13 protein-coding genes are annotated in these 17,611 nt (G+C 70.8%); 6 read left to right on the top strand and 7 right to left on the bottom strand.

Annotated elements, in window-relative coordinates:
- Positions 1-14: 14 nt before the first annotated feature.
- Entirely contained in the window at positions 15-1,007 is a 993-nt protein-coding gene (locus ACIHAD_RS23360; RefSeq protein ID WP_397356690.1) for a LacI family DNA-binding transcriptional regulator, read from the bottom strand.
- A gap of 235 nt (positions 1,008-1,242) precedes the next feature.
- Between ACIHAD_RS23360 and ACIHAD_RS23355 the strand changes: the two genes are divergently transcribed.
- From ACIHAD_RS23355 to ACIHAD_RS23345, 3 genes are all read left to right on the top strand, one after another.
- Positions 1,243-4,812: a discoidin domain-containing protein gene (locus ACIHAD_RS23355; RefSeq protein WP_397356689.1), complete on the top strand. Its 3,570-nt coding sequence runs from the start codon at positions 1,243-1,245 to the stop codon at positions 4,810-4,812.
- A 165-nt stretch (positions 4,813-4,977) separates the two neighbouring features.
- Complete coding sequence (locus tag ACIHAD_RS23350; RefSeq protein WP_397356688.1) at positions 4,978-6,546, top strand: carbohydrate binding domain-containing protein; 1,569 nt, start codon at positions 4,978-4,980, stop codon at positions 6,544-6,546.
- Between the two features lie 203 nt (positions 6,547-6,749).
- Positions 6,750-8,084 carry a xylan 1,4-beta-xylosidase gene (locus tag ACIHAD_RS23345; protein WP_397356687.1) on the top strand — a complete coding sequence of 445 codons (1,335 nt, stop codon included), beginning with the start codon at positions 6,750-6,752 and terminating at the stop codon, positions 8,082-8,084.
- Between the two features lie 179 nt (positions 8,085-8,263).
- Here ACIHAD_RS23345 and ACIHAD_RS23340 read toward each other — a convergent pair whose 3' ends face one another.
- The 4 genes from ACIHAD_RS23340 to ACIHAD_RS23325 form a co-directional block, all read right to left on the bottom strand.
- A complete protein-coding gene (locus tag ACIHAD_RS23340; RefSeq protein ID WP_397356779.1) occupies positions 8,264-8,392 on the bottom strand; it encodes a hypothetical protein in 129 nt (42 codons plus the stop codon).
- Between the two features lie 53 nt (positions 8,393-8,445).
- On the bottom strand, positions 8,446-8,622 hold the full coding sequence (locus tag ACIHAD_RS23335; RefSeq protein ID WP_397356778.1) for a hypothetical protein: 177 nt from the start codon (positions 8,620-8,622) through the stop codon (positions 8,446-8,448).
- Between the two features lie 210 nt (positions 8,623-8,832).
- Positions 8,833-9,858, bottom strand: a complete 1,026-nt coding sequence (locus ACIHAD_RS23330) for a LacI family DNA-binding transcriptional regulator (RefSeq protein WP_397356686.1) — start codon at positions 9,856-9,858, stop codon at positions 8,833-8,835.
- Complete coding sequence (locus ACIHAD_RS23325) at positions 9,845-12,256, bottom strand: glycoside hydrolase family 3 N-terminal domain-containing protein (protein ID WP_397356685.1); 2,412 nt, start codon at positions 12,254-12,256, stop codon at positions 9,845-9,847. The genes ACIHAD_RS23330 and ACIHAD_RS23325 overlap by 14 nt, the downstream gene beginning before the upstream one ends.
- A gap of 353 nt (positions 12,257-12,609) precedes the next feature.
- Here ACIHAD_RS23325 and ACIHAD_RS23320 point away from each other — a divergent pair, with 353 nt between their 5' ends.
- The 3 genes from ACIHAD_RS23320 to ACIHAD_RS23310 are packed head-to-tail and all read left to right on the top strand — an operon-like array spanning position 12,610 to position 15,771.
- Positions 12,610-13,962: an extracellular solute-binding protein gene (locus ACIHAD_RS23320; protein WP_397356683.1), complete on the top strand. Its 1,353-nt coding sequence runs from the start codon at positions 12,610-12,612 to the stop codon at positions 13,960-13,962.
- Entirely contained in the window at positions 13,959-14,882 is a 924-nt protein-coding gene (locus tag ACIHAD_RS23315) for a carbohydrate ABC transporter permease (RefSeq protein ID WP_397356682.1), read from the top strand. The genes ACIHAD_RS23320 and ACIHAD_RS23315 overlap by 4 nt, the downstream gene beginning before the upstream one ends.
- A 1-nt stretch (position 14,883) precedes the next feature.
- The gene (locus ACIHAD_RS23310; protein WP_397356681.1) at positions 14,884-15,771 is read left to right on the top strand and encodes a carbohydrate ABC transporter permease; all 888 of its coding nucleotides are present in this window, start codon (positions 14,884-14,886) and stop codon (positions 15,769-15,771) included.
- Here the strand turns inward: ACIHAD_RS23310 and ACIHAD_RS23305 are convergent.
- Together ACIHAD_RS23305 and ACIHAD_RS23300 are read right to left on the bottom strand one after the other, a co-directional pair.
- Entirely contained in the window at positions 15,732-16,178 is a 447-nt protein-coding gene (locus ACIHAD_RS23305; protein ID WP_397356680.1) for a GNAT family N-acetyltransferase, read from the bottom strand. The two genes, ACIHAD_RS23310 and ACIHAD_RS23305, sit on opposite strands and share 40 nt — an antisense overlap.
- A 101-nt stretch (positions 16,179-16,279) precedes the next feature.
- On the bottom strand, positions 16,280-17,284 hold the full coding sequence (locus ACIHAD_RS23300) for a TerC/Alx family metal homeostasis membrane protein (protein WP_397356679.1): 1,005 nt from the start codon (positions 17,282-17,284) through the stop codon (positions 16,280-16,282).
- Positions 17,285-17,611 lie beyond the last annotated feature (327 nt).

Genomic DNA, 17,611 nt, shown 5'->3' with positions numbered 1-17,611 from the left:
ACCGGAAGCCGCCTTCAGAGGGAGCCGCGCACCCGTCCCGTCGAGGCCCTGACCACCAGCTCCGGGTCGAACAGCAGCTCGTCGGCGGGCACCACGTGCTTGTCGATCTGCGCGATCAGCAGGTCGACGGCCGCCCGGCCCATGGCGTCGATCGGCTGGCGGACGGTGGTCAGCGGCGGGTCGGTGCAGTTCATCAGGGCCGAGTCGTCGAACCCGACCACCGAGACGTCGTCCGGCACCGACAGGCCGGCCCGGCGCACGGCCCGCACCGCGCCGAGCGCGAGCACGTCGCTGGCGCACACGATGCCGGTCACGCCCTTGGCGACCAGGCGGGCGGCGGCGGCGTGGCCGCCCTCCAGCGAGTACATGCTGTGCTCGACCAGCGCGGGATCGACCTGGTCGGCCACGGCGGCGAGCTTGCGCCGCGACGGCATGTGGTCGCGCGGCCCGAGCACCAGGCCCACCCGCTCGTGGCCGAGGCTGCGCAGGTGGCCGAGCGCGATCTCGGCGGCCACCACGTCGTCGGCCGACACCTGGGGGAACCCCAGGTGCTCGACGGCGGCGTTGACCAGGACGGTGGGCAACCCGCGCTCGGAGAGCAGCTCGTAGTGCCCGTGGGAGGCGTCGGCCTGGGCGTAGTGCCCGCCGGCGAAGACGACGCCGGAGACCTGCTGGGAGAGCAGGAGGCTCACGTAGTCGGCCTCGCTGACCCCGCCGACCGTGCGCGTGCACAGCACGGAGGTGAACCCCTGCTGGGCCAGCGCGCCGCCGACGACCTCGGCGAACGCGGGGAAGATCGGGTTCTGCAGCTCGGGGAGCACCAGGCCGACCAGCCGGGCGCGGTCGCCGCGGAGCTGGGTCGGGCGCTCGTACCCGAGGACGTCGAGCGCCGTGAGCACGGCCTCCCTGGTGGCCTCCGACACGCCGGGCTTGCCGTTGAGCACCCGGCTCACGGTCGCCTCACTCATGCCGACCTTCTTGGCCACGTCTCCGAGTCGTCGGGTCATGCGCAAACTATACGACCAAATCCGCAAACACTTGCAACAGCTTGCGCGCGACCTTGCAGCCGATGTCCACGAGATGCGCGACTCGTGCAGGACTCATGACCTGGCTCCTTCACGACAGGCGGGATACCGCGCTGTAGTCGGTTATTTGCGAAACGAAGTAGAAACATTGCGCATTTCTATGGGTCAACTTAAGGTGCGGGCAACCCTCCCAGCCCGACGAGAGGTGACACCCCCCATGAAGCGCAAGCCATCCCTCTTACGACCGCTCGCGGCGGCCGTGGCCGTCGCCCTGGCCCTGATCGGCTCGGCGGCACCGCCGGCCGCGGCCGCGGGCCCGAACCTGGCGGCCGGGAAGCCCGTCACGGTCAGCAGCACCACCGACGTGTACGGCGGCGGCAACGCCACCGACGGCGACCAGGCCACCTACTGGGAGAGCGCCAACAACGCCTTCCCCCAGTGGATCCAGGTGGACCTCGGCTCGGCCGTCAGCGTGAACCAGGTGGTCCTGAAGCTGCCCTCCACGTGGGAGTCCAGGACGCAGACGCTGACGGTGCAGGGCGGCACCGACGGCTCGCCGCTCACCACGCTGTCGGCCTCGGCCGTCCGCACGTTCGACCCGGCGGCGACGATCACGTTCACCGCGGCGACGGTCCGGTACGTCCGGGTGACCGTCACCGCCAACACCGGCTGGCCCGCGGCCCAGGTCTCGGAGTTCGAGGTGTACGGCCCCGGATCGGGCGACACCCAGGCTCCGACCGCGCCCGGCAACCTGGCCTACACCGAGCCCGCCACCGGCCAGATCAAGCTGACCTGGACCGCCGCCACCGACAACGTGGGCGTGACCGGCTACGACGTCTACGCCGACAATGCGCTGCGCGGCAGCGTCGCCGGGAACGTGCTGACCTACACCGACAACCAGCCCGGCACGCTCACCGTGTCCTACCACGTCAAGGCCAGGGACGCGGCGGGCAACCAGTCGCCGGCGAGCAACACCGTCACCCGCACCGGCAGCGGCGGCAACGGTTCCAACCTGGCCGCCGGCAAGCCGATCACCGCCTCCTCCTACGTGCACACCTACGTCGCCGCCAACGCCAACGACAACAGCGTGACGACGTACTGGGAGGGCGCGGGCGGCGGCTACCCGAACACGCTGACCGTGCAGCTCGGCGCGAACGCCGATGTGTCCTCGGTCGTGGTCAGGCTCGACCCGGCGGCCGTGTGGAGCACGCGTACCCAGACCTTCCAGGTGCTCGGCCGGGAGCAGGGCGCCTCGGGGTTCACGAGCCTGGTCTCCTCGGCGTCGTACACGTTCAACCCGGCCTCGGGGAACACGGTGACGGTCCCGGTCGGCGCGCGGGTGGCCGACGTGCGGCTGTCGTTCACGGCCAACACCGGGGCCCCGGCGGGGCAGGTGGCCGAGCTGCAGGTCGTCGGCGTGCCCGCGCCGAACCCCGACCTGACCGTGACCTCGCTGTCCTGGTCGCCGCAGGCGCCGGTGGAGACCGACGCCGTCACGCTGTCGGCCGTGGTGAAGAACGCCGGCAACGCGCCGTCGGCCGCGACCGACGTCGCCTTCTCCCTCGGCGCCGCCAAGGTCGCCACCGCGAACGTGGGCGCGCTGGCCGCCGGCGCCTCCGCGACCGTGACCGCGAACATCGGCGCCCGGGACGCCGGTAGCCACCCCGTCACCGCCAAGGCCGACGACGCCGGGACCGTCATCGAGCAGAACGAGTCCAACAACGCCCTCACCGGCCCGTCCCCGCTGGTCGTCAAGCCGGTGGACACCTCGGACCTGGTCGCCTCGCCGGTCTCCTGGACGCCGGGCAACCCGGCCGGCGGCAGCACGGTCACGTTCTCGGTCGCGATCAGGAACCAGGGCACGGTCGCCTCCGCGGCCGGCGCGCACGGCGTCACGCTGACCGTCACGAACGAGGCGGGCACGGTGGTCAAAACCCTGACCGGCTCCCACAGCGGCGCGATCGCCGCCGGCGCCACCACCGCCCCCGTCACCCTGGGCACCTGGACGGCCGCCAACGGCAGGTACACCGTGAAGACCGTCATCGCCAACGACGCCAACGAGCTGCCGGTCAAGCAGGCCAACAACACCGGCACCCAGCAGCTCTTCGTGGGCCGCGGCGCGAACATGCCGTACGACACCTACGAGGCCGAGGACGGCGTGACCGGCGGCGGCGCGCAGGTCGTCGGCCCGAGCAGGGACATCGGCACGGTGGCCGGCGAGGCGTCGGGCCGCCGCGCGGTGACGCTGAACCAGAACGGCTCCTACGTCGAGTGGACCACCAAGGCCGACACCAACACCCTGGTCACCCGCTTCTCCATCCCCGACGCCCCGGGCGGCGGCGGGACGAACGCGACCCTGAACATCTACGTCGACGGCGCCCTCCACAAGGCCATCGATCTGACCTCGAAGTACGCCTGGCTGTACGGCGCGGAGGCGTCCCCCGGCAACTCGCCCGGCGCCGGCCCGGCCCGGCACATCTACGACGAGGCCAACGTCATGCTGAACACCACCGTCCCCAAGGGCAGCAGGATCAGGCTGCAGAAGGACCCGGCCAACACCACCACCTACGCCATCGACTTCGTCAGCCTGGAGCAGGTCTCGCCGGTCGCCAACCCCGACCCCGCGCACTACGCCGTACCGGCCGGGTTCTCCCAGCAGGACGTGCAGAACGCCCTGGACAAGGCGCGCCAGGACACCAACCTGACCGGCGTCTACCTGCCCGCGGGCACGTACCAGACGACGGGCAAGTTCCAGGTGTACGGCAAGGCCGTCAAGGTGGTCGGCGCGGGCCCCTGGTACACCAGGTTCGTCTCGCCCTCCGGCCAGGACGGCACCGACGTCGGCTGGCGCACCGAGGCGTCGTCGAACGGCTCGACGTTCGCCGGGTTCGCCCACTTCGGCAACTACACCTCGCGCATCGACGGCCCCGGCAAGATCTTCGACCTGTCGAAGGTCTCGAACATGACGATCGACAACATCTGGGTCGAGCACCAGATCTGCATGTTCTGGGGCACGAACGTCGACCACGTCACGATCAGGAACTCGCGCATCAGGAACACCTTCGCCGACGGCGCGAACTTCACCAACGGCAGCACGAACAACCTGATCACCAACGTCGAGACCCGCGCCACCGGCGACGACAGCTTCGCGCTGTTCGCGGCGATCGACAACGTCAACGCCGACCAGTCGGGCAACGTCTTCGAGAACATCAGCTCGCTGCTGACCTGGCGGGCCGCGGGCGTCGCGGTGTACGGCGGCCAGAACAACATCGTCCGCAACGCCTACATCGCCGACACCCTGGTCTACTCGGGCATCACGATCAGCTCGCTCGACTTCGGCATCCCGATGCGGGACTTCGGCCCGGGGCAGACGAAGTTCGAGAACATCTCGATCGTGCGCTCCGGCGGGCACTTCTGGGGGCAGCAGACGTTCCCGGCGATGTGGATCTTCTCCTCCTCCAAGAAGTTCACCGCGATCCGGGTGACCGACGTGGACATCGTGGACCCGACCTACAGCGGGATCATGTTCCAGACCGGCTACTCCGGCCCGAGCACGCCGCTGAACCCGGTCACCGACACGGTGTTCACGAACGTGTCGATCTCGGGGGCGCACCGCAGCGGCGACGCCTTCGACGCCAAGTCCGGCTTCGGCATCTGGGTCAACGAGCTGCCCGAACCGGGGCAGGGTCCGGCGGTCGGCTCGGCCACGTTCAGCAATCTGCGGCTGAGCGGCAACGCGACCGACATCCGCAACACGACGAGCACGTTCACGCTCAACGTGAACTGAGCGCGTCCCGACGTGCCGTCCGGGTCCGCGGGGCCCGGACGGCACGTCGGCGGTATGACCCAAATGGTATGCAAGCTCCGTGGACAACTTTAAAGTTTCTTTACATAATCCGATGAACCCGCTGGTCGCGGGCCTCGCGCTCGGACGACGAAAGGGTTGTCCACCATGAAGCGAACGCGCCATCTCCTCGTCGTGCTGCTGGCCTCCGTCCTGGCGGCACTGGGCGTCCTCGTCGTCCAGACCTCCGCCCAGGCCGCCAACCTCCTCACCAATCCGGACTTCGAGACCGGGTCCCTGTCGCCGTGGTCGTGCACCGGCGGGCTGGGGTCCGTGGTCTCCACGCCGGTCCACTCCGGCACCAAGGCGCTGGCCGCGGCGGCCGGCGGGTCCGACACCGCGCAGTGCACCCAGTCGGTGTCGGTGCGGCCGAGCACGACGTACACGCTGAGCGCGTGGGTGCGCGGCAGCTACGTCTACCTCGGCGTCACCGGCGGCTCCTCCACGTGGACGTCGTCGGCGGCGGCGTACACGCAGCTCAGCGTGTCGTTCACGACGGCGGCGAACCAGAGCACCGCCGTCATCTTCCTGCACGGCTGGTACGGGCAGGGCACCTACTACGCCGACGACGTGAACTTCGACGGCCCCGGCGGCACCGCCACCCCCACGGTCACCCCGACCGTGACGCCGACGGTGACCCCGACGGTCACGCCCACGGTCACCCCCACCGTGACCCCGACGGTCACGCCCACCGTGACGCCCACGGTCACGCCCACCGACACCACCTGCCCGACCAAGCCGCGCCCGGCCGGCAAGGTGATCCAGGGCTACTGGGAGAACTGGGACGGCGCGATCAACGGCGTGCACCCGCCGCTCGGCTGGATCCCGATCACCGACCCGCGTATCAAGCAGCACGGCTACAACGTGATCAACGCCGCGTTCCCCGTCATCCGCTCCGACGGCACCGTGCTGTGGGAGGACGGCATGGACGCCACCGTCAAGGTCGCCACCCCGGCCGAGATGTGCCAGGCCAAGGCCGCGGGCGCGACGATCCTCATGTCCATCGGCGGCGCGGCGGCCGGCATCGACCTCGGCTCCAGCACCGTCGCCGACCGCTTCGTGGCGACCGTCGTGCCGATCCTGAAGAAGTACAACTTCGACGGCATCGACATCGACATCGAGACCGGCCTGACCGGCGGCGGGAGCCTCACCCAGCTCTCGGCCTCGCAGTCGAACCTCATCCGGATCATCGACGGCGTGCTCGCCCAGATGCCCGCCGGGTTCGGCCTGACCATGGCGCCGGAGACGGCGTACGTGACGGGCGGCAGCGTGACGTACGGGTCGATCTGGGGCGCGTACCTGCCGATCATCAAGAAGTACGCCGACAACGGCCGCCTGTGGTGGCTGAACATGCAGTACTACAACGGCAGCATGTACGGCTGCTCCGGCGACTCCTACTCCGCCGGCACCGTGCAGGGCTTCACCGTGCAGACCACCTGCCTGAACAACGGCCTGACCATCCAGGGCACGACGATCACCGTGCCCTACGACAAGCAGGTGCCCGGCCTGCCCGCGCAGCCGGGAGCGGGCGGCGGCTACATGGCGCCCTCGCTGGTGTCGCAGGGCTGGAACGCCTTCGGCGGTAACCTGAAGGGCCTGATGACCTGGTCGATCAACTGGGACGGCTCGAAGGGCTGGACGTTCGGCGACAACGTCAGGGGCCTGCAGGGCCGTTAGGGACGGGACGCGGCGGCCTTCCGGCGCCAGGGGCGCCGGGAGCGCCGCCGCGTCCGCCAGGTAACGCTTGGCTGTGAATCCGGCCCGCTGGTTTGCCGCGTTTGCGGGTGCATGGAACGCTCTAGGCAAAAAGCGCCGAGGACCGGGTGGGGATTCAGGTGTCAACAGTAAGCGGGGGAACGGCGTCGCGGCGTTCTGGCCGGTTGGCCGCCTGCGTGATGGGGTTCGCCGCCATGGCGGTGCTCGCGGCGGGATGCTCCCTCGGCGCCACCGCCGACCAGGAGACCACCGGCGCCCAGCCGCCGCAGGCGTCCACGCCCACCGCCACCACGAAGATCCAGAAGCCGCCGCCCGTGGACGCGGACTGGCCGCGCTGGGGGCTGACCCACACCGGCGTCAGCGCCAACAACATCACCCCGCGCCTGGAGCAGGACGTCGCCCGCGCGCTGTCCGAGACGCCGATGTTGCAGAACCAGCACATCATGGGCTTCGGCGCGCTCAACCCCGAGCCGCGGCGGGGCGACTACTTCTGGGAGGACCTCGACAGCCGGACGAACTTCATGCGGGAGTCCGGCGGCACCGGGATCATCACGCTGTGCTGCGCCCCCGACTGGATGAAGGGCGGCCCCGAGGGCCCGACCGAGGAGTCGGCCTGGAAGGAGCACCTGGAGGACGCGCCGTACCCGGAGCACTTCGACGACTTCGCCAAGCTGGCGGCGACCGTGGCCGAGCGCTACCGGGACGTGAAGTACTTCATGGTCTGGAACGAGTTCAAGGGCTTCTGGCGTGACCACAAGAAGCCCGCGGACTACAAGGGCTACACCGAGCTGTACAACAAGGTGTACGACGCGGTGAAGGCGGTCCGCCCCGACGCCAAGATCGGCGGCCCGTACCTGGGCTTCGACAGCGACAGCAAGGGCGACACCGAGCTGCGCGGCCCGTGGGGGGCGGTCAACCAGCACGCCCTCGACGCCTTCGAGTACTGGTTCAAGAACAAGAAGGGCGCCGACTTCATCGTCGTGGACGGCGCCTCGCCCACCGAGACCCACGAGCTGCTGCCGGACGCGTTCGGCGCCCTGGCCAAGTTCAGCGCGGTCACCAAGTGGCTGCGCGAGAAGACCGGCGACCTGCCGGTGTGGTGGTCGGAGTGGTACTTCGTGCCCGAGGACGGCACCGTCTGGGACGAGCCCATGCGACTGGCCGTGCAGGCCGCCTCGATGATGGAGTTCGCCAAGAGCGGCGCGAGCACGGCCCTGTACTGGAACCCGCAGGCCAAGGACGGCGCGTGCAAGGCCTGCATGTGGGAGCCGCGCACGGGCGCGCTGCTGCCGACCGGGAAGCTGGTGAGCGACTTCACCCGGTGGTTCCCGGCGGGGGCCGAGCTCGACCCGGTCACCTCCTCCGACCCGCGGGTGCGGGTGCTGGCCCAGCCCCGGCAGCTCCTCGCGGTCAACACGGCGGGCAAGCAGGTCACCACGACGGTGGACGGCAAGGAGCTGACGCTCAAGCCGTACGAGATCAAGTGGAGCGACCGCTAGCCGCGCGCTGATCACACGGGCGTGATGGCGGTCCGATATGACGGCCGCCATTGATCCGGCTGACTCGCCTTGACACGATGCGCAAGATCCCGAGTAAATCTGCTGAGCGAACTTGCGCATGTTGAAGCTCCGACCCTGTACGTCGGCACCGGCCAGAACTACACCGGCAGCGCCGGCCACTACGACTCGGTGCTGGCGCTGGACATCGACACCGGCCGGCCGCGCTGGACGCGGCGGATGACCGACGTGGACACCTGGCGGCTGGAGTGCTCGCTGCCCACCCCCGAGGACCGCGAGTACTGCCCCAACTTCCCCGACGGCACCGCGCTCGACTTCGACCTCGGGGCCGCGCCCAACGTGTTCAGGGCGGGCGCACCCTGTTCGCCCTCGACCCGGCGACCGGGCACCTGCCCTGGGAGACGCCCAACCCGGCCGACGGCTGCGCCACCGGCGGCGCGGCCCAGTACCCGGACGTCTGCCGCCTCGGCCACACCCCGGCCGTCTCCAGCACGCCCGGCCTGGTGTGGGAGGGCAGCATGGACGGCAAGATGCGGGCCTACTCGGCGCGCACCGGCGAGGTGGTGTGGGCCTACGACACCATGCGGGAGGTGGGGGGCGTCAACGGGCTGACCGGGCGCGGCGGGGCCGGGCGGCGGCGGGGCCGTGGTGTCGCACGGCATGCTGTTCGTCCAGTCCGGGTACTCCTTCACGCCGTACCCGAACCCGTACGAGTCGGTGTTCCTGGCCTTCAGCCTTCCGTAGGGGCCGCCGGGGCGGTGGAGCCGCGTACCACCAGCTCGGTCGCCAGCTCCACGTGGTGGGAGTCGATCCGCTCGCCGGCCGCCAGCCGCAGCGCGGTGCGCAGGGCCGCCCGGCCCATCTCGCGCAGCGGCTGACGCACGGTGGTCAGCTGCGGGGAGGCCATCCGCGCGATCTGGGTGTCGTCGAAGCCGACGATGCTCAGGTCCTCCGGGATGCGCAGGCCGCGCGACCTGGCGGCCTCCATGACCCCGAGCGCGATCTCGTCGCAGCCGGCGAAGATCGCGGTCGGGGGCCGCGGCAGGTCGAGCACGCTCGCGCCGTTGACCAGGCCGTCCTGGTAGTGGAAGTGGGCGGTGCGGACGTAGCCGGGCGGCTCGGGCGCTCCCGCGGCCTCCATCGCCGCGCGGTAGCCGTGCAGGCGGGCCTGGTTGCAGGCCGAGGTCGGGGGGCCGCCGATGTAGGCGATGCGGCGGTGGCCGAGGGAGAGCAGGTGCTGGGTCGCGGTCAGGCCGCCGGCGAAGTTCGTCGAGCCGACGCTGGTCACGCTCGTGGTCGGCAGGTTGAGCGGGTCGATCACGACCAGCGGCAGCCGGGCCCGCGACAGCGCCCCGAGCTGCGCGCCGGTCAGCTCGCTGGTCACCACGATGAGCGCCCGCCGCCCGGCGGCGACCAGGTCGCGCGCCCAGCCGCCGGTGCGCTGGTGGCTCTTCCTGATGCTGACGACGACCGACGTCTCCAGCTCGTCGCCCGCCTCGATCGCGCCGTGGATGATCTCGGTGGAGTAGGCGTTGAGGTCGTCGTCGAACTGCACCTCGATCGTGGCGGGGCCGCCCACCTCGCCGCGGCGCGGCGTGGCGGGCACGTAGTCGTGCTGCTGGAGCAGCGACTGCACCAGCGAACGGGTCGCCGGGGCCACGTCGCTGCGGCCGTTGAGCACCTTGGAGACGGTGGCGACGGAGACGCCGGCCGAGGCCGCGACGGTGGCCAGCGTGGCGCGCCTAGGAGCCGGCATCTGTTCCTCCTCGGATCTCCACGGGGGTGACCAGCCGCCTGCCGCCACCGGCCGGCCGCGCCGGCCCGGTCAGCCGGACCACGCCGCGGCACGGCAGGTCTGCGGCGGACGTGCCGACGAGCACCTCGACGTCTCCCGGCTCCACGACGCGCCGCAGGTCGCGCCCGGTGAAGGCGGTCCTGTCGGTGTGCACGAGGAAGGAGACCCGCCTGCTGCCGCCCGGTTCGAGGCGGACCCTGACGAAGCCGGTGAGCTGCTTCACCGGCCTGGTGACCTGGGCGAGGACGTCGTGCAGGTAGAGCTGCACGACCTCGTCGCCGGCCCGGTCGCCGGTGTTGGCGACGGTGACCGAGACGGTGAACTCGCCGTCGGCCGGGACCTCGTCGGCGCTGAGGCGCAGGTCGCCGACCTCGAAGGAGGTGTAGGAGCGGCCGTGCCCGAAGGGGAACAGCGGGGTGGGATCGAGGTTGCTGATGCCCTTGCTGTCGGCTCCGAGCGGGGGCTGCAGGTAGGTGCCCGGCTGCCCGCCAGGATGGCGGGGTATCTGCACGGGAAGCTTGCCTCCAGGCTGGACACGACCGGTCAGTATACCGGCGATCGCCCCGCCGCCCTCCTCCCCGGGCATGAACGCCTGGACCAGCCCGGCGGCTCCGGCGTGCACCTCGCCCAGCGCGTACGGGCGGCCGGAGACGACCACCACGACGACCGGCGTGCCCGTCGCGAACAGCTCGGCCAGCAGGTCGGCCTGGAGGCCGGGCAGCCGCAGGTCCTCGGCGTCGCAGCCCTCGCCCGACGTGCCCTGGCCGAACAGTCCGGCCAGGTCGCCCACGACCGCGACGCACAGGTCGGCCTGGCGGGCGGCGGCGCTCGCCGCGGCGAAGCCGGACCGGTCGCAGCCCTGCACCGCGCATCCCCGCTCGTGCGTGATCTCGGCGCCGGGCAGCTCGGCGCGCAGCGCGTCGAGCACGGTCGGGGCCTCGACGCCGAGCCCGAGACCGGGATAGCGGGGCAGGACGTGGTTGGGGAAGGCGTAGCAGCCCATGAACGTGCGCGGGTCGTCGGCGCACGGCCCGACGACGGCGATCCGGCCGAGGCCGGCGGGCAGCGGCAGCGCGGTCCCGGCGTCGAGCAGGACGATCGAGCGTTCGGCCAGCTCGCGGGCCAGGGCGCGGTTGGCGGCCGAGTCCAGCTCGACGTCCTGCGCCCCGGCGGCCGAGCCCTCGGGCGTCCAGCCGGGGTCGAGCAGGCCGAGCTGCACCTTCTGGGTGAGCAGCCGGCGCGCGGCGCGGTCGATCAGCGACTCGGGGAGCTCGCCCCGGCGCACCCGCTCGACCAGGTCGGCGCCGAAGCCGAGGGTGTCGGGCAGCTCGACGTCCACGCCCGCGGCGAGCGCCTGCGCCCCCGCGTCGCCGGGGTCGGCGGCCACCTGGTGCATGGTCGCCAGGAACGGGACCGCCCAGTAGTCGGACACGACGGTGCCGGTGAAGCCCCACTCCTCGCGCAGCAGCTCGGTCAGCAGCCAGGAGTCGACGGCGGCGGGCACGCCGTCCACGTCGGAGTAGGAGTTCATCACCGAACGGGCGCCGCCCAGGGTGACGGCCGCCTCGAACGGCGGCAGGATCATGTCCATCAGCTCGCGGCGGCCCATCGGCACCGGGCCGTGGTTGCGGGCGGCCCGCGAGGCCGAGTACCCGGCGAAGTGCTTGAGCGTGGCGATCACGCCGGCGCTCTCCAGGCCGCGCACGTACGCCGCGCCGAGCATCGAGACCAGGTACGGGTCCTCGCCCATCGTCTCCTCGACCCGGCCCCACCGGTAGTCGCGCACCACGTCGAGCACCGGGGAAAGGCCCTGGTGGACGCCCACGGCCCGCATGTCCCGCCCGATGGCCGCGGCCATGCGCTCGACCAGGTCCGGGTCGAAGGTGGCGGCCCACGCGATGGCCGCCGGGTAGACGGTGGCGCCGTAGGTGGTGAAACCGGTCAGGCATTCCTCGTGCACGAGGGCGGGGATGCCGAGCCTGGACAGGCCGACGACCTCGCGCTGGAGGCGTACCACCTCGGCGGCGCCCTCGGCCACCGTCACCGGGACGCTGCCGAACACGCGGGTCAGGTGGCCGAGCCCGTGCCGGGCGGCCTCTCCCAAGGGGACGGTGCCCGAGGCGGCGAAAACGTCCTGCATCGGGGCCACGTTGTGGGTGCCGGTGCCGTCCGGGTCGGGGGCGGGGGCCTCCTCCTCGTGCGCCATGTCGTTGCCCACCCACCGGCTGCCGAGCTGGGCGACCTTCTCCTCCAGCGTCAGCTCCTGAAGGAGGGCCTCGACCCGCTCGGCCACGGGAAGCGCCGGGTCCAGCCACGGGCCGAGGACCCGATCCGCCGGGGTGCGATCTAGAGCCGTCATGAACTGCACTCCTTCAAGAGTTACTGCCGCAAATTTTCGAAACATTTCGAGCCAGGCCCGCCACCTGCACAATGCCGCAACTGGGGCAGAATAGCCAGCTAGATGCCTGCGCGAGATTACTACACCGTCCTGGCCCCCGCCCAGGGCCGGTTCCCCGGTAAGGGTCTTGACACGGTAATGGTCGAAATCTAGATTGACGTGCCGCGCGGTCATGTCGCAAATGTTTCGACTGGTTCACTCAAGGGCGAGCGGACGAGCGGCATTGGGGGGTTTGCCGATCCGACCGCCGGCCAACGCGTCCCAAGGACAACCGAGCCGCGGCCAGGCCACGGCATTCGAGTACGGAGATCAGCGTGGAGACCAGGACAACCTCTCGCCGCACCTTCCTCAGCCTCTCCATGGGGCTGCCCCTGGGAGCCGCGCTCGCCGCCTGCGGCACGTCCGGCCCCACCCGCGCGGGTGGCGGCAGCGCGACCGGAGGTGGCGGCGGCGGCGCCAAGGCCACCTACTGGTACCTGTCGGTCGAGCCGCAGGAAGGCGTGCGCCGCCGGGCGATCGAGCGCTTCAACAAGGCGAACCCCACCACCCAGATCGAGGGCACGGCGTTCCAGAACGACGCCTACAAGACCAAGATCAAGACGGCCATCGGCGCCGGCCAGGCCCCCACGCTGATCTGGGGCTGGGGCGGCGGCACGCTGCGCAGCTACGTCCAGGCCGGCCAGGTCGAGGACCTCACGTCCTGGTTCTCCGAGAACGCCGCCGTCAAGGACCGGCTGTTCCCCTCCTCCTTCGGCGCGGCCACGGTGGACGGCAAGATCTACGCGATGCCGTGCGAGACCGTGCAGCCGATCGTCCTGTACTACAACAAGGAGGTCCTGGAGAAGGTCGGCGTGCAGCCGCCGACGACCTGGGGCGAGATCATGGACATCGTGCCCAAGATCAACGCCAAGGGCATCGCGCCGTTCGCGCTCGGCGGCCAGTCGCGCTGGACCAACATGATGTGGCTGGAGTTCCTGTTCGACCGGATCGGCGGCCCCGAGGTGTTCCAGGCGGTGTTCGACGGCCAGAAGGACGCCTGGTCCAACCCCGCCGCCCTCGACGCCCTGACCAAGATGCAGGACCTGATCAAGGCGAACGGCTTCATCAAGGGCTTCTCCTCCATCACCGCCGACTCCAACGCCGACCAGGCGCTGCTGTACACCGGCAAGGCGGCCATGATGCTGCACGGCGCGTGGACGTACGGCGGCATGAAGAACGACGGCGGCGACTTCGTCCCCGGCGGCCACCTCGGCTACATGAACTTCCCGCCCGTGGACGGCGGCAAGGGCGACCCGAGCAACACCGTCGGCAACCCCGGCCAGTACCTGTCGATCTCCGCCAAGGCCACCCCCGAGCAGAAGGAGATCGCCAAGAAGTTCTTCACCACCGGCGTGCTCGACCAGACCGAGGTCAAGGAGTGGGCGAGCACGGGCGGCGTGCCGATCGCCAAGGGCGCCGACTCCGCCTTCGCCTCCTCCCCCGACGCCGAGTTCCTGAAGTTCGTCTACGACATCGCCGGCAACGCCAAGACCTTCGCCCAGTCCTGGGACCAGGCGCTCAGCCCGACCGCGGCCGAGGTGCTGCTGGACAACATCGCCAAGCTGTTCCAGCTGTCCATCTCGCCGCAGCAGTTCCAGTCGAACATGAACGCGGTCATCGGCAAGTGAGCGTGATCCCGATCCCCGCCGGGCGGGGGGCGCCGGCCGCCGCCGGGCGAGGGGGCCGCGGCTCCCTCGCCTGGCTGGCCGTGCCGGCGCTGCTGTTCTTCGTCGGCTTCGGCGTGATCCCGCTGATCGGGGTGCTCGTCCTCAGCTTCACCTCCTGGGACGGGCTCGGCGACATCGGCTTCACCGGCCTGTCGAGCTGGCGGGCCGTGCTCTCCGACCCAGGGCTGCCGCACGCGTTGTGGGTGACGTTCCTGGTGATGGCCGCGTCCTGGGCGGTGCAGACGCCGGCCAGCATCCTGTTCGGGGTGTTCCTGGCCGGTCAGCAGCGCTACCGGGCCGTGCTGTCGGTGTTCTCCTTCATCCCGCTGCTGCTCAGCTCGGCCGCCATCGCCATCACCTACAAGGCGCTGCTGGACCCGAACTTCGGGCTCGGCGCCGGGCTCGGCCTCGACCTGCTGGCCCAGGACTGGCTGGGCGAGCCCGTCCTCGCCTTCAGCGTGGTGATCTTCGTGGTGTCGTGGCAGTTCATCCCGTTCCACTCGCTGATCTACCAGGGCGGCGTGCGGCAGATCCCGCGCTCGATGTACGAGGCCGCCCAGCTCGACGGCGCGGGCCGGGTGCGCACGTTCTTCAGCATCACGCTGCCGCAGCTCAAGTACACGATCATCACGTCCTCGACGCTGATGGTGGTCGGGTCGCTGACCTTCTTCGACCTGATCTTCGTGCTGACCGCGGGCGGCCCCGGCGACGCCACCCGGGTGCTCGCCCTGGACATGTACAAGCGGGGGTTCCAGGCCAACCTGATGGGCCCGGCCAGCGCGATCGCGGTCATCCTGGTCCTCGTGGGCCTGGCCCTGGCGCTGCTGCTGCGCCGTCTGGGCGGCCGGGACGCCTCGGCGAGCCAGCTGGAAGGGGCCTGACATGGCGACGACGCTGACGAAACCGGCGCGCCGGGCCGGCGGCGCGGCCCGGGGGACGGGCGGCCCGGCCGCCGCCCGCCGCAACTGGGTGGCCGGGGTGGCCGGGTGGGTCTGGCTGGCGATCGTGGTGGTCCCGATCTACTGGATCGTCATCACCAGCTTCAAGGCGCAGAGCTCCTACTACGCCTCCAACCCGCTCGCGCCGCCGTCGGAGCCGACGCTGGGGGCGTACAAGCTGGTGCTGGAGTCGGACTTCGCGCTGTACTTCCTCAACAGCCTCGTCGTCACCCTCGGCGCGGTGATCCCGGCCGTCGGGGTGTCGTTCATGGCGGCGTACGCGATCGTGCGGGGCGGCGACGGGCGGTTCCTGCGCGGGGTGAACTCGCTGTTCCTCATGGGGCTGGCGATCCCGCTCCAGGCCACGATCATCCCGATCTACCTGATCATCATCCGGCTGCACCTGTACGACTCGCTGCTGGGCATGATCCTGCCCTCCATCGCGTTCGCGATCCCGCTGTCGGTGCTGGTGCTGTCGAACTTCATCAGGGACGTGCCCAAGGAGCTGTTCGAGTCGATGCGGCTGGACGGCGCCACCGACTGGGGCATGCTCTGGCGGCTGACCTTCCCGCTGACCCGCCCGGCCGTGGTGACGGTGTCGATCTACAACGCGCTGACGATCTGGAACGGCTTCCTGCTGCCGCTGATCCTGACCCAGAGCCCGGACAAGCGCACGCTGCCGCTGGCGTTGTGGACGTTCCAGGGCCAGTACAGCGTGAACGTGCCCGCCGTGCTCGCCTCGGTCGTCCTGACCACGTTGCCCATCCTGATCCTCTACGTGGTGGGCCGCCGTCAGCTCCTCAGCGGGCTGACCGCGGGCTTCGGCAAGTGAGCGACGGCCCTCCCCCGCCCGGGAGGGCCGTCCATCGCGGCGCGTACCAGGGCCTCGGCGTTCCTGGCCAGGGCGGCGCGCGCCTCGGGCCGGTGGGACGACGGCTCGGCGCGCTTCCTGATGGGGGCGAGAGCGCGCAGGTCGAACTCGGTGTCGGAGTAGAGCCGGTCGGCCCGCCCCGGCGGCAGCAGCCGGTACGTGCCCACCACCCGCCGCCCCTCCCGTACCAGGAGGTGGTCGCAGTAGGCGTCGAACCTGTCCACGTCGAGGCCGGAGACCGGGCTGTCGAGCCGCGCCCCCATCTCCTCGGCGAAGACCTCGTACCGCAGCCGCTGGGCCGCCTGGAGGTCGGCGGGGCTCGTGGCCATGCCGACCGTGTACCGGCTCGTGTCAAGAGAGATCGTCATGGGCGCGGGGTCCTTCCCTGAAGCGTCTCGCGACCATGTCGTCATGCCGACATGACGGCCGGCTCTCTCATCGGGGGCACCCAGGCGTCGGAGTGGTGAACCTAGCTCGCGGCCTCCCGCTCGCGGTCGCGGCGGTTGGCGTACAGGCTGGTCAGGGTGACCGTGGTCAGGACGACGACGATCACGCCGAGCGAGGCGAGCGTCGGGATCTGCGGCATCCAGTCCCAGACGCCGTGCGCCCAGTGCAGGATGAGCTTGACCCCGATGAAGGCCAGGATGACGCTCAGCCCGTGGTTGAGGTGGCGCAGCTTGGTCAGGACGCCCTGGAGCACGAAGTACAGCGCCCGCAGGCCCATCAGCGCGAACGCGTTGGTGGCGAAGACCAGGAACGGGTCCTCGGTCACGCCGTACACGGCCGGCACGGAGTCCACGGCGAAGACGATGTCCGTGCCCAGGACGGCGAGGGCGGCCAGGGCCAGCGGCGTCAGGGCCAGCCGGCCGCCCTCGCGCACGGCCAACCGGGAGCCGCGGTAGTCGTCGGTGACCGGCACGAAGCGGCGCACCAGCCGGACGCTGCGCATGGAGGAGATGTCCACCTGCTGCTCGTGGCCGCCGAGCACGTCCTTGAGGATCTTGCCGGCGGTGACGATGAGGATCGCGCCGAACAGCAGGAACGCCCACGTGCCGCTCTGCAGCGCGGCGGCGCCGAGCCAGATGAAGATGCCGCGCAGGACGAGCGCGCCGACGATGCCGTACAGCAGGACCTGCCGGGCCAGCGCGGGCGGGACCGCGAAGGCGGCCAGCAGCAGCATGAACACGAACAGGTTGTCCACCGACAGCGACTTCTCCACCACGAAACCGGTGAAGAACTCCACGGCGACGCCGCCGCCGTGCGCCGCCCACAGGTAGAAGCCGAAGATCACCGGCAGGATCAGGTAGAAGACCGACCAGCCGGCCGCCTCACGCATGCCGACCTCGTGCGGGCGCCTGGTCAGCAGGAGATCCAGCGCCAGCAGCAGCACGAGCCCGGCGATCGCGACCAGCCAGAGGGTGGGCGTGGCGATGGTGGTCAGGGCGGGGGCAGCCAGGGATATGCCCGCGGGCATGGGTCCTCCTCGAACGCGCGTCATCGTTCGAGGTCTCCTTCGCCCGTGCGCCGATCGCGCGGGCGGCCGCCCGGGGACGTCAGGGACGTCCGTACTGACCGGGCCGGCGCTTGCGAAGTACTCCCCTCGGCGACCTCAGCCTAGGCGATGTCACGACATGTCACCACCTGTGGGCTCTCGCGATCTGCGCCGCCCCCCCACCTCGGGCCGCGCTCCCCGCTCCGGAGGAGGCGGGACGGCCAGCGGCCGTCACCGCGGCGACCACCTGACTCCAGGGCGGAAAACCGCTGACTGCGCCATTTACCGTTAGGAAACTTTCCTTTATAT

The organism is Nonomuraea sp. NPDC052265, assembly GCF_044547985.1.
In the GTDB taxonomy this organism is placed as follows: domain Bacteria; phylum Actinomycetota; class Actinomycetes; order Streptosporangiales; family Streptosporangiaceae; genus Nonomuraea.
This window is presented reverse-complemented; position numbering and strand designations above follow the sequence as displayed.